We start from the raw sequence: 12,316 nt of genomic DNA on the forward strand, positions 1-12,316 counted from the left end.
GCTTACTCCATCATCTTCTCAATAGGCAGCACCAGAATGGAACTGGCACCCAGTGCTTTCAGTTTTTCCATCGTTTCCCAGAACAGGGTTTCGCTGCTGACCATGTGCATCGCTACGCGGCTGACATCACCTGCCAGTGGCAGAACGGTCGGGCGCTCTGCGCCAGGCAGCAGGCTAATGACTTCTTCCAGACGCTCACTCGGCGCGTGCAGCATGATGTACTTCGATTCACGCGCTTTAATCACGCCCTGAATACGGGTCATCATTTTGTCGATCAACTCCTGCTTGGCGGCAGGCATCTCGCCGTCACGCTGAATTAATACGGCTTTGGAACGATAGATGACTTCAACTTCGCGCAGGCCGTTGGCTTCCAGGGTTGCACCGGTGGAGACCAGATCGCAGATGGCATCCGCCAGACCCGCACGGGTCGCCACTTCCACGGAACCGTTCAGTAAACAGGTTTTGAAGCTGACACCTTTTTTGTCGAGGTATTGTTTGAGCAGGTGAGGATAAGAGGTGGCGATACGGGACTTATCAAGGCATTCCGGACCGGTGTACTCGGCGTCAGTCGCCATCGCCAGTGACAGGCGGCAGCCGCCGAAATCCAGGCGGCGCAGCGTGAAATAGCGCGGATCTTCACCCTGAGCACGACGTGAGAGGAGTTCTTCTTCCAGCACGTTCTCACCGATGATGCCTAAATCGACCACGCCATCCATCACCAGGCCAGGGATATCGTCATCGCGCACACGCAGGATGTCGATCGGCATGTTTTCCGCAAACGCAATCAGGCGCTGTTGCTGAAGGTTGATTTTAACGCCGCAGCGCGCCAGCAGTTCGCGTGAATCATCACTTAAACGGCCAGATTTCTGCATAGCTATGCGTAAACGGGTGTTATCTAACATGGTTCCTGTCCTTTTCCTGTCCTGAATGTGTGGTTACGTCAGCCCATAAAAAAACCCCCGGAAGACGATCTTCCGGGGGTTCTCTTGCGTTCACACCACTGGAAGATCTTGAAAGTCTTCCAGCACCAATTGCCTGAAAGACTAGTCAGGATGATGGTGATGATGATGGTTGAACTGAACGCGTGTCATAATAATCTCGTCGATGAATGAGTATTCATTTGTGGGGTTTAACCTAACGAAGATGGCTGCGCTTGGCAACACTTTTTTAAACAGGTGATTCGGAAAGCACTGAAACAGGTTGTTCTGGTTTGCAATCCGGGGGCAAACTACGGTGAAGTCGGGGTTGATGTTTCACGTCAGGAGTCAAAATGAAGAAGGTCGCGATTGTGGGACTGGGCTGGTTGGGCATGCCGCTGGCCACGGCGTTAACCGCGCGAGGCTGGCAGGTTACCGGCAGCAAAACCACGCCAGACGGTGTTGAAGCCGCACGTCGCTGCGGGATTGAGGCGTTCCAGCTGGAACTGACGCCGGAACTGCTCTGTGATGCCGCCGATATTGAGCCGCTGTTCAACGTTGATGCGCTGATCGTTACGCTGCCCGCCAGCCGCACCGCAGAAGGTGGCGAGGCCTATCTGCAGGCGGTGCAGAATGTGGTCGACACCGCGCTGGTTTACAAAGTGCCGCGCATCATCTTTACCAGCTCAACGTCAGTTTATGGCGGCAGCTCCGGTGTTAAGCGGGAAAACAGTCCGCTGGCTGCAGAAACGGTAGCCGGAAAGACGCTGGTGAAACTGGAAAGCTGGCTGCACGATCTGCCTGGGACCAGCGTGGATATTCTGCGGCTGTCCGGTCTGGTCGGGCCAAAACGCCATCCCGGACGCTTCCTGGCGGGTAAGCAGGATGTGGCAAATGGCTCGCAGGGCGTGAATCTGGTGCATCTGGATGATGTGGTCGAGGCGATTGCGCTGCTGCTGCAGTCGCCGAAAGGCGGCCGGGTGTATAATCTGAGTGCATCAAAACATCCGTCGCGTGACACATTCTATCCAGCGGTTACGCGTCAGCTGGGTCTGCAGCCGCCGCAGTTCGCGCCAGAAGCCGTCAAAGACAGTGGCAAGCTGATTGATGGTTCGCGAATCTGTAGCGAACTCGGTTTTGAGTATCGCTATGACGATCCGGTGAAGATGCCGCTGGAGTGATGGGTGCCTCATGAAGGTGGAGAGGTGGATACCTTAAGCCCATGGGGTATTACCTTAATTATTGCGTTAGTCGGGATGATAAAAATCCCGCCGCAAAATATAATGAAATTGTATATCCAGACGTCTCAGCGATAATTTTAATATTTGATGAATATCCTTTCTGCACTTGCAGTGCCTGGATATGGAAGTTTAGTAATCATTCACGCGAAAGCCGATGGCAGTAATGTGGTTTTTTCCAGTTGAAAGGGGCTTTTTTACGAGTAAGAACGGTTTTGGATACATCGTTTTGTGTATTAGCCACAGAGTTAAAAAAGGTATAAATCTGTAAATAGAAAGCTGCGTTAGGGCTGAGGAATCTCCAATAATCGGTGGGTAAAAAAAGACAGGCGTAGAGTTATGTGATCTCCTGATTGTTGCACCAATTTAATAAGATCACCTCCATGCCTTCTCGTACATGATGTCAGAATTTTTTTACACTGCTTTAACCCCGTTTCACCAGTACCGGCAAAACAGCTTCCCGATGCCACCGTCGCGTTAAACTGCCTCTGAGGACAGAAGTAAGAGCCTTTTACTTCCGCCTGAAAATTGATTTAACCCAATTTGTAGTTGTGTAAGAGTTAAGTAAAAAATTTTCTGTAAAATTTGACTTTACCAAGTGACAGGCTAAAAAAAACTGAAATAAATGCAACCGATAAAAACAGTGCTAGCTGGTTGGCGATGTGGGGTTTCAAGGCTAAATAAAAGAAATAGTGAAAAAAGTAAATGCCTGATGCAGTACTAGCTATGTTAAAGTTAATTTTAAAATCAGAACCTAGCGCTGTCATGAAGATAAAAGCAGCTACTAACGGTGCAAATAATAACAAATCATTATCATAAATCCCCAGCTTTAGCCTGATGCATCCTTCAGCACAAAGCATACCAGTGAAAAATAAGAGGAGTGACACCCTTGGGTAAACGGTCATAGATGGAAGTCTGTATTGCTTTAAAGCCGCACCCAGCACAATTTGAGGGAATCCAAATGTTAAAAAGTTTCTATAAAACAGGATGGAATATTCACCATGTTCAATCCTTAACTGCAAGATGAATCCAATCAAATATAGTGAAAGTGCAATAAGATAAAGTCGTTTATGTGCATGCAGGAAATAGTAAATAACCATACCGATAATTAGCGCAGGCATAAACCAGAGGTGTCGCCATCCTTTCACCAGAATATATAAAGATTCCAAGGCATACCCGCTAGCTGATAGGGGCTTCATGGCTATGTCTGATATTTCAAAAGGCAAATAAAATATACACCATGCGATATATAAACAGGTGAGTCGAAAAAAATTCTTCTTAATATCACTTGACATGGGGTTTGAAGGAGAATAATAACCGGCAGCAATAAAGAAAAATGGCACTGCAATCCTTGCCATGCTCTGGGTAAGAAGATAGTTAATAGTACCGTCAGGAGAAATTGTATGAATTGATATAACAAAGATGGCCATCAAAATCTTTACCAAATCGACAGCATTGTTTCTTCCCTAGATTGCCATAAAAAGAACCTGATCAGCAGTGACTAATGTCGTTTATTATGCACTAATCATGAGAGCCATTAAACGAAAAACGCCCGGCGGCGTGGCAATGATTCAACCGTGCCTCTCTAAGTAGGCTGCGGGTCTGATTTGAGAATAATCACTAATCGCAGCCTCGGCGAGTATCCACAAGTGGGAAAATTTTTCAGAAGAGGGACTATTACTTTGTTTAGCAAGACGCTCGACGGAGAGAGCATGGACGGTATTATCGTGCTGGGGAAAGCAACGGCTGAGGTAGTGTCCGTACATGAGCAAAGTTGGCTGACAATTTAGAATGTAATGAAAAAAAGCCCCAGATGGGGCTTTTAGTCACTTATTCAAAACGCTTAGAGTGGGGCCTATTTTGACTATAATGACGCCGTTATACATAGAAACAGCCCCCCTATCTGGCCATGCTGGCATATCGTTTGCCTTCTTAATCGAGTCGCTAGCCTGCTGAGCATTTGGGTGGACAAAATTTGCGATGCTTGCATTTGACAGATAGGCGTATATTCTCCTGTTGTTTCCACCATCCCACTCGAAGAAAGAAGATCCAAAGACATCAGCAGTTGGAATTCTCCATGAGTTAAATGGAATGTGAGAACCATAGAAAAAAACGGGTGTGCGCGAAATATCAAATTCGGGGTATTTTCTATAAATTGTTGAAACTATTTCTTTTCCCATTTGCTCGTCAGCCTTTCTCGCCATGTAGTCGCTATAGAAAAGACTGTTTGATGATGCAGAGCCCACACCAAGGAAGACTAAAGATATCAATAAAGGGGCATGCTTAGTCCTGCTAACAACCATTGCCACTATAAAAAGCCCAGCAAACACAACTGGAATCTGGGCCATAGCTCTTGGGGGAAGCCATGCACCAAGCACTAAGTTCAAGGAAAATGCAGAAAGGAAGGTAATAATGCAGCAGAAAACTATAGTTGATAATTTTAACCTAAAGATAATCGATGAAGCAATGATAAATGCAATCCAAATAACAGTGAAAGGAAAAGAGTTCAAGCCTGTGTAGTTGGTAAAAGTGTTATATTGCTTAATAAAAAGATAAAGAGTAGTAATTACATCAATTGTTTCTTTGTTTCCCCACCCAATCATGCCCTCAAGGTAGCTTGACGACGGCGCATGGAATACTGATGCAAGCCCGTTTGAGATGGCAGAGTTGATCATCAAAGCCAGAAGTGTTGCCAGACTATAAAAAGAGATTTTTTTTAATATGCCACTAATGGAAGTTACACCTCTAACAGAGTCAAGGGTCATCCGCACACAAAGAAGTGATGCTGCATAAAGAAATATTGACTGATAGATAGAAAGGGACATTACCGTCAATATTACGAAGGCCGACCAGCCCTTGATTCCGCCATTCCTCATGGCTATAAGTGATGCAGATGAAAGCATCAAAGATATAGCAACTGTATCGGACTGATTTGAGAATTCCATTTGATATGCCAACTGGGGCAAGGCTGCCAGCATCACAACGAAAGCAATTGATTGCATCCTTTCTAGTTTAAGAAAAATAGCAGAAAAAAGAGCAGCTAAAGATAAGAATACGATCGATAGCATTGTGGTGAAAAACGGAACGTAAGGCTCCGGCAGGATGTACTCTCTCAAGAGCGCGTGACCCCACCGGCCAAGCATTAGAGTTTGTAGGAAATTGTTTTTGAACTCCTCATCAATTGACAGAGTAAAATGAGTAAGCTCAAAGCCATAAACAATACAATAACTGCAAAGGGCCGCCAAAAAACAGTATTTGTATTCAATGATTTTATGGAAAATAACATCATAATCACGGGCTAATTGCATCGCCAATCACCTTCTTTCTTTGTTCTCACGCCCAATGGGGCAGGTATGGGGAAAAAATTGCTGCAATCCCTCTCCATCTTAGCTATTAAATCAGCAACGATTGCGGCAATTCTTTACCTTAGCTTGATATACCAAGAAGTAACCCGTACTTCTTCCATTGGCATTTTCTATTAGTTATATCAGGAAAACCTTCTGCAATGTTTGGTATTAAAAGAACGTAGATTGCAACCGTTGCCCTGTAAACTAAAGGAGCAAGTCTAATGCAACTTGAAAGAATTAGTGTAATAGAATAATCTCTAATTAAAATGCCTATTATGTTAGCGACAAGAGCCGCTTTGCTTAATCCAAAAAGCAGGAAAATACTGTATGTCAGGCGATATATGGTCTGAAAAAAACCATTTTCAGACATGATAAACGTTATAATTATATCGTTATTATATGCATTGTGTAACCACAATCTGCCATCTTCAGCCCAAGGTTGCGCGTTTGTGATAACGTCTGGTCTTATCATTATTATAAGGAAAGCCATAATTAAGAAAAGTATAATGCCAAGGCTATACTTCTTGTTTTTTATATTTTCTAATTCCATGAATTCCGCCTAAGTATTTAAAAAAACTATAAGGTAAGTTTATTGAGATTATTTATCATTCTTGATGATGTACCTGGGTCTTTGTTTGGTCTCGATATAAATCCTGCCAATGTACTCTCCCAGCACACCAATGCCAATTAGCTGAATTCCTCCAAGGAATAAAATCGAAACTAGAATTGACGGATAACCAGCGACTGGATTTCCCCAAATTAGTTTGTCTGCAATCATCCATACGCCGTATAAGAAAGATAGACCGGCTACAAAAAAACCGATATAAGTCCACATGCGTAAAGGAAACGTAGAGAATGACGTTATACCCTCCAGTGCCAGGTTCCATAGTTTCCACCCATTAAATTTTGTCGAACCAGCAACGCGCTCAGCTCGAGTGTATTCAACCACCTCTGTTCTTCCACCCACCCATGAAAGAATGCCTTTCATGAACAGATTTCGCTCAGGCAAAAGCTTAATGTTATCGACAACATGGCGGGACATTAGCCTGAAATCGCCCACATTTTCTTCAATTTGCGGTTTGCTAATCATGTTATGCAACTTATAGAACCATTCAGCGCTTTTGCGCTTGAGGTGGCTATCGGATGAGCGGTCAACGCGCTTCGCCAGCACAACATCTGCACCTTCTTTCCATTTCGAGAGCAGAAGAGGAATAACGTCGATTGGGTCCTGCAGGTCAACATCGATAGGAATAACAACATCTCCAGTCGATGCCTCAAGACCTGCAAAAAGAGCAGGTTCTTTGCCAAAGTTTCGTGTGAAGCAGACATATTTTACTAAAGCATCATTTTGCATGATCGCCTGAATCAGAGATTCTGTGTTGTCACTGCTACCATCATTGACGAAAACAATCTCAATCTCATCATTTGCAAGCGGCATGTAATTTCTTACGGTCTGATAGAAAACAGGAAGTGCTTCCTGTTCGTTCAAAACGGGAACAACAAGCGATATCTTCATTTCTTATCTCTGAAAATAATGTAATTTGAATAGATAAAACCGCACACCAGACTTATTGCTGAGAAGACGATGAGGGTAACTACCGGATTTATCTTCATTCGATCAGCATATGAGCCAACCATGACCGCCACCATGCCCATGAAAAATACGTACATGATATATCGGATAGTTGTGGCTTCAGAACCGAACGTCCATTTTGCGTTTGCAAAGAAAGAGAAGGTGACCGCAACACAGAATGCAATAAAGTTAGAAAGTGATTGCTGCGCCCCCTTCTCTACGCAGATGGCGAAGGTGACCCAATGGATTAGCGTGTTGATCACACCAACTGACATGTATCTTGCAAAAAGTTTCAGCATGGTAACGTTCTGTAAAAAGTGAGGTGCAAATCCTGACACCTGCCAGCGATAGGATCAAGAAATTGTTAAGCTGTTGAGTTGGTTTACCAGCAAAGCAGCTATGTTCGTCTGCGACAAAATTTTCTCATATCCTGAACCGAGCCTTTCCAACCACGCGATAAAACAGATAGATAAAAATACTTACCGCCCGTAAAAACCTCTATTTGCGACTTCAAGGTTACACAGGTAGCACCCGAGGAGCAGAAAATTCCACAAAGTCTTAACGACAGGCGTTAGTAGCATCTAACACATCGTGGTAAGCGGCTGTGATTTTGGGAGGCAACTTACTCTGAGTCGTCAACACCCTCTCGTTTCAGGTGGTTGACAACGTCAACTGTAGCAATGGCAAGACAGTGTAGTAAATTCGTTCAAAGGTGAGGCAAAATTGTCATACTCCCAATCGGTCCCTCAGCGCGTACCACACCGCGCCCATCGCCGTCAGCGGCACTTTAAACCGCCGTCCGCCAGGAAAGGGCAGGTGAGGCAGACGCGCAAAAGCATCGAACCGTTCGGCGTCGCCGCGTAACACTTCGCTGATTAGCTTGCCGGAGAGATGCGTGCTGGTCACACCATGGCCGCTGTCGCCCTGCATGAAATAGACATTGTTCTCCAGCCGGCCAAACTGCGGCATGCGCGACAGCGTCAGCAGGAAATTGCCGCTCCAGCTGAAGTCCAGCTTCACACTCTGCAACTGCGGGAACGTGCGCGCCAGTTTGGGTCGTATTAACGCTTCGATATCCGCCGGTTCACGTGCGCCATAGACCACACCGCCGCCATAAAGTAGCCGGTTATCTGCGGTCAGTCGGAAGTAATCCAGCAGATAGTTACAATCTTCCACACAGTAGTTGTTCGGCATCAGCGATAACGCCTGGTCGGGTGTCAGCGGCTCGGTCGCGACAATCTGCGATCCACACGGCATGCTTTTCCTGCTCAGGCGCGGCTCCAGTTGCGGTGACAGATAGGCGTTACCGGCGAAGATCACAAACGTTGCGCTCACCTCGCCCTGAGCCGTTTTCACCCGATTAGGTGTGCCATAAACCACATTGGTTGCCGCAGACTGTTCATAGATGCGACCGCCATGTCGCCGGATGGCTTCTGCTTCACCCAGTGCCAGGTTCAGCGGATGCAGATGACCGCCACGCCGATCCAGCAGTCCACCGACGTAGCGTTCGGTGGCGACTTCGCGGCGAATGGCGCGTTCGTCCAGCAGCTCCAGATCGTGATTGCCATACTGCTGCCATAACGCTTTCTGTTTCTGCAGATGCGCCATCTGGCGCGTATTCAGGGCCGCAAAGATGCCGCCAGGACGGTAGTCACACTCAATTGCATACCGCTTGATGCGGTCGCGGATAATCTCAGCGCCTTCAAACATCATGCCGCCCAGCATGCGGGCGCTCTCTTTGCCGTAACGCTGTTCAATCACATCCACGTCGCGGCTGTAGGAGTTCACCACCTGACCGCCGTTACGGCCGCTGGCACCAAAGCCGACGCGTGCTGCTTCCAGCACGACCACGTCGTAACCCACCTCGGTCAGATGCAGTGCCGCCGAAAGACCGGTGAAACCACCGCCAATAATGCAGACGTCACACTGAATACTCTCCTGCAGCGTCGGCCAGGGCGCATGCGTATTGGCGGTCGCAGCGTAATAACTCTCCACATAATTCATAACAACCTCCGGAATGCGCCTAGAAATTTGCTGGTGTGTGGGCACTGACAATGCGGCACGGGAAGTCTGCACTGTTGGTAAAGCTGTGCGGTAAGCCGGTATCAATCACGTAGCTCTCTCCGGCGGAGAGATGAAACGCTTGTCCGTTAATCACCAGCGTAATTTCGCCTTCCAGCAGCGTACCGGTTTCCTCGCCCGGATGACGCAGTTTCTCGCCGGTACTGGCGCCGGGTTGATACGTTTCCAGCAGCATGCCCAGCGAGCGCTGCGCACCACCGTTGTCGATGAGCTTCAGCGAAACACCCTGGCTGCCAATCTCCACCAGGTCGCCGGGACGGACAATCACTTTGGGTTCTGCGTCCGGTTTGGGTTCCGAAAAGAATTCTGACAGCGATAGCCCATAAACCTTCAGCAGCTTCTGCAGCGTGCTGACTGCCGGGCTGACTTTATCCTGCTCAATGGTACTGATGGCGCTGTGAGTCAGTCCGGCCTGTTCGGCAACCCGACGTTGCGACAGCCCCAGCGTCTGGCGAATCTGCGCCAGCCGTCGTCCCGGTGCCAGCGTGGCATCACTCATCTGCTTTTCCCCTGTGATAGCGAATGGCGGCCTGAATAAAGCCGCTGAACAGCGCCTGCGATCCCGCCGTGCTTTCTGGCTGCCACTCGGGATGCCACTGTACCGCCAGGGCGAAGGGATGATGACGCAGACTGACGGCCTCAATCAGGCCATCCGGCGCGCGCGCTTCAACGCGCAGTTGCGGGCCCGGTTCGCGTACGCCCTGATGATGCAGTGAATTGACCCTCAGTGAGCTATCACTGTCGAGTAATGTTGCCAGCACGCCATCCGGTTCGATAGTGACCTGATGCGCCGGTGCATACTGTTGATCCAGTGGCAGCGTCTCATCTTCATGATGACGCTGAAACGGCGGCTGCCCGCTCACTTCTCTCCACAGCGCGCCGCCATTCGCCACCACCAGCTCCTGCATGCCACGGCAGATGCCGAATATCGGCATTTTATGGCTGGTGGCCCAGGTAATCAGCTGAAAGGCAAGATGGTCCCTACCCGGATCGGCATGGGGCTCTTCGCCCGGCTCGCCATAATGCCAGGGTTCGATATTACTTGGGCTGCCGGTTAGCAGCAGGCCATCCAGAACAGCCATAGCGTTTTCTAATAGATGAGGGGCATTCATCAGACTGTGGGGAAGTGCCAGCGGCACACCGCCTGCAAGAACAATCGCGTCGATATATTTGTTTTGAACCGTCTGGGTCAGATGGCCGCCCAAATCTTTCTGACACATCACTACGCCAATCAACGGCTTGTCAAAAATAATGCCCATCTCCCGTCCTCGCATCGCTGTTCGAAATATCTACCGAAAAGGCACGTCTGGTGACTAAGTGTGCAATATTTTTTCAATCTAACAACCTGCTGTTTGTTCTTCAAACAGAATTGTTACATTTGCACACTTTTTATGTTGGCGCTATGTTAGTGGTGTGGCTGTTATTTTGAGCATTACGCAAACCTAATAGGGGCGGGTGAGATCATGACTAACCTGGTAGAAGTGGAAGACTTCATGCTTCACAGTGAAGAGAAACGAACCAGCGCGTTCCAGCTTGAGGTGAAAACCTGGCTGGAGCGCCATCCTGAAACGCAGTATGTCGACATCCTGTTAAATGATCTAAATGGTGTGTTCCGCGGCAAGCGCATTCCGGTCTCTGCGCTGTCTAAACTGGAAAAAGGGTGTTATTTCCCCGCCTCGGTGTTTGCCATGGATATCCTCGGCAACACGGTGGAAGAAGCGGGACTCGGCCAGTCACTGGGCGAACCTGATAACCTCTGTCTGCCCGTCACCGGTACGTTAGTTCCCTCCGCGTCTGACCCTCAACACATTGCGCAGCTGTTGTTAACCATGTGCAACCAAGATGGCACTCCCTTTGACGTTGAACCCCGAAATGTCCTTAACCGGCTGTGGCAACAGCTGCGTAACCGAGGGCTGTTTCCGGTGGTAGCGGTAGAGCTGGAGTTCTATCTGGTGGACAAAAAGCGTGATGCAGAAGGCTTTATCCAGCCGCCGTGTTCGCCTGGTAGTGATGAACGCAATATGCAGAGCCAGGTCTACTCGGTAGATAACCTCGATCACTTCGCCGATGTGCTTCGAGACATTGACGATCTGGCGCGTCAGCAGGGCATACCGGCCGATGGCGCGCTGGCGGAGGCCTCGCCCGGACAGTTTGAAATTAACCTTCACCACACGCGCGACGTGCTGCGCGCCTGCGACCATGCGGTGCAGCTCAAGCGTCTGATTCGTCAGGTGGCGGAAAATCACGGTATGACCGCAACATTTATGGCCAAGCCGTATGAGGAATATGCGGGCAGCGGCATGCATGTGCATATCAGCATGCTGGATGCGGCCGATCACAATGCTTTCGCCTGCGATGACGGCAGTGATTCGCCACTGATGAAACGCGCGCTGGCCGGCATGATCGATCTGATGCCCGCGTCAATGGCGCTGCTGGCACCTAACGTGAATGCCTATCGCCGCTTTGTTCCGGATGCCTATGTGCCGTTACAGGCCTCATGGGGCCATAACAACCGGACGGTTGCGCTGCGCGTTCCCTGTGGCGATATTGATAACCATCGTATCGAGTATCGCGTGGCCGGTGCCGATGCTAACCCTTATCTGGTGGTGTCGGCTATCCTGGCCGGGATGCTCCATGGACTCGATACTCAGTTGCCGTTGCCGCATCCGGTCACTGGCAACGGTCATCATGCCGAGGGGCTGGCACTGCCGATTCGTCAGAGCGATGCACTGTATGAATTTGACAACAGTTATCCGTTGCAGAAGTTACTGGGCGAACGTTTTGCCAGTGTCTGGCACAGCTGCAAAAATTATGAACTGATGCAGTTTGAACGGCTGATTACCTCTACGGAAATTGACTGGATGCTGAAAAACGCCTGAAACGCCGGTTTACCAGCAATTCCGTGCGTTATTTTTGCATATGATGCCCCGATGGCTTGTATTTCTGCCACGGGTTGGGGCAGAATACGCGGCCTGCAAAATCAGATGATAACCGACGCTTCACGCGCCGGTTATTTTTTTTGCATCAGGTTTTAATAGAGCGTTTTTGCTGACTTAACCGAGGCCGGGCACGCACCCGGATAGATAAACACTGAAAACACGCGTAAGCGTGAGATTGAGGATTACAAAGATGGGGATGTTTTACACTCTGCCAGCTAAC

11 protein-coding genes, 1 pseudogene and 1 other annotated feature are annotated in these 12,316 nt (G+C 48.7%); of the genes and pseudogenes, 2 read left to right on the forward strand and 10 right to left on the reverse strand.

All coding sequences use genetic code 11. The features are described from left to right. Nucleotides 1-2: 2 nt before the first annotated feature. The gene (gene hisG / locus LQK91_RS02290) at nucleotides 3-902 is read right to left on the reverse strand and encodes an ATP phosphoribosyltransferase (RefSeq protein WP_004571317.1); all 900 of its coding nucleotides are present in this window, start codon (nucleotides 900-902) and stop codon (nucleotides 3-5) included. A 45-nt stretch (nucleotides 903-947) separates the two neighbouring features. After that, nucleotides 948-1,068: a sequence feature (His leader region), on the reverse strand. After that, nucleotides 1,044-1,091, reverse strand: coding sequence for a his operon leader peptide (gene hisL, locus LQK91_RS02295; protein ID WP_100396937.1), 48 nt, complete (start codon nucleotides 1,089-1,091; stop codon nucleotides 1,044-1,046). (Overlaps the previous feature by 25 nt.) 179 nt (nucleotides 1,092-1,270) lie before the next feature. Here hisL and LQK91_RS02300 point away from each other — a divergent pair, with 179 nt between their 5' ends. Next, the gene (locus tag LQK91_RS02300; protein ID WP_039659830.1) at nucleotides 1,271-2,098 is read left to right on the forward strand and encodes an SDR family oxidoreductase; all 828 of its coding nucleotides are present in this window, start codon (nucleotides 1,271-1,273) and stop codon (nucleotides 2,096-2,098) included. Nucleotides 2,099-2,715: 617 nt separating this feature from the next. Here LQK91_RS02300 and LQK91_RS02305 read toward each other — a convergent pair. The 8 genes and pseudogenes from LQK91_RS02305 to puuD form a co-directional block, all read right to left on the reverse strand. Continuing rightward, nucleotides 2,716-3,603 (reverse strand): annotated as a pseudogene (locus LQK91_RS02305) (acyltransferase family protein); the annotation flags it as partial. A gap of 378 nt (nucleotides 3,604-3,981) precedes the next feature. Beyond that, a complete protein-coding gene (locus LQK91_RS02310) occupies nucleotides 3,982-5,463 on the reverse strand; it encodes a glucosyltransferase domain-containing protein (RefSeq protein WP_105098990.1) in 1,482 nt (493 codons plus the stop codon). A gap of 118 nt (nucleotides 5,464-5,581) precedes the next feature. After that, nucleotides 5,582-6,052, reverse strand: coding sequence for a hypothetical protein (locus tag LQK91_RS02315; protein ID WP_105098991.1), 471 nt, complete (start codon nucleotides 6,050-6,052; stop codon nucleotides 5,582-5,584). 48 nt (nucleotides 6,053-6,100) lie between these two features. After that, nucleotides 6,101-7,018 carry a glycosyltransferase family 2 protein gene (locus LQK91_RS02320; protein ID WP_105098992.1) on the reverse strand — a complete coding sequence of 306 codons (918 nt, stop codon included), beginning with the start codon at nucleotides 7,016-7,018 and terminating at the stop codon, nucleotides 6,101-6,103. Further along, nucleotides 7,015-7,374, reverse strand: a complete 360-nt coding sequence (locus LQK91_RS02325) for a GtrA family protein (protein ID WP_105098993.1) — start codon at nucleotides 7,372-7,374, stop codon at nucleotides 7,015-7,017. Before LQK91_RS02325 ends, LQK91_RS02320 begins: the two co-directional genes overlap by 4 nt. Nucleotides 7,375-7,801: 427 nt before the next feature. Then, nucleotides 7,802-9,079 carry an NAD(P)/FAD-dependent oxidoreductase gene (locus LQK91_RS02330; RefSeq protein ID WP_105098994.1) on the reverse strand — a complete coding sequence of 426 codons (1,278 nt, stop codon included), beginning with the start codon at nucleotides 9,077-9,079 and terminating at the stop codon, nucleotides 7,802-7,804. Between the two features lie 19 nt (nucleotides 9,080-9,098). Beyond that, nucleotides 9,099-9,656: an HTH-type transcriptional regulator PuuR gene (puuR, locus tag LQK91_RS02335; RefSeq protein ID WP_008926054.1), complete on the reverse strand. Its 558-nt coding sequence runs from the start codon at nucleotides 9,654-9,656 to the stop codon at nucleotides 9,099-9,101. Then, nucleotides 9,649-10,416, reverse strand: a complete 768-nt coding sequence (gene puuD, locus LQK91_RS02340) for a gamma-glutamyl-gamma-aminobutyrate hydrolase (RefSeq protein WP_105098995.1) — start codon at nucleotides 10,414-10,416, stop codon at nucleotides 9,649-9,651. Before puuD ends, puuR begins: the two co-directional genes overlap by 8 nt. A gap of 204 nt (nucleotides 10,417-10,620) precedes the next feature. On the opposite strand from puuD, the gene LQK91_RS02345 reads away from it, so the two are divergent. After that, entirely contained in the window at nucleotides 10,621-12,036 is a 1,416-nt protein-coding gene (locus LQK91_RS02345) for a glutamine synthetase family protein (protein ID WP_004571329.1), read from the forward strand. Nucleotides 12,037-12,316: the final 280 nt, after the last annotated feature.

The organism is Pantoea sp. MHSD4 (assembly GCF_021043305.1).
In the GTDB taxonomy this organism is placed as follows: domain Bacteria; phylum Pseudomonadota; class Gammaproteobacteria; order Enterobacterales; family Enterobacteriaceae; genus Pantoea; species Pantoea eucalypti.

Coding starts and splice junctions, on each gene's coding strand:
- hisG (WP_004571317.1), bottom strand. CDS start 902: ATGTTAGATAACACCCGTTTACGCATAGCTATGCAGAAATCTGGCCGT.
- LQK91_RS02300 (WP_039659830.1), top strand. CDS start 1,271: ATGAAGAAGGTCGCGATTGTGGGACTGGGCTGGTTGGGCATGCCGCTG.
- LQK91_RS02310 (WP_105098990.1), bottom strand. CDS start 5,463: ATGCAATTAGCCCGTGATTATGATGTTATTTTCCATAAAATCATTGAA.
- LQK91_RS02315 (WP_105098991.1), bottom strand. CDS start 6,052: ATGGAATTAGAAAATATAAAAAACAAGAAGTATAGCCTTGGCATTATA.
- LQK91_RS02320 (WP_105098992.1), bottom strand. CDS start 7,018: ATGAAGATATCGCTTGTTGTTCCCGTTTTGAACGAACAGGAAGCACTT.
- LQK91_RS02325 (WP_105098993.1), bottom strand. CDS start 7,374: ATGCTGAAACTTTTTGCAAGATACATGTCAGTTGGTGTGATCAACACG.
- LQK91_RS02330 (WP_105098994.1), bottom strand. CDS start 9,079: ATGAATTATGTGGAGAGTTATTACGCTGCGACCGCCAATACGCATGCG.
- puuR (WP_008926054.1), bottom strand. CDS start 9,656: ATGAGTGATGCCACGCTGGCACCGGGACGACGGCTGGCGCAGATTCGC.
- puuD (WP_105098995.1), bottom strand. CDS start 10,416: ATGGGCATTATTTTTGACAAGCCGTTGATTGGCGTAGTGATGTGTCAG.
- LQK91_RS02345 (WP_004571329.1), top strand. CDS start 10,621: ATGACTAACCTGGTAGAAGTGGAAGACTTCATGCTTCACAGTGAAGAG.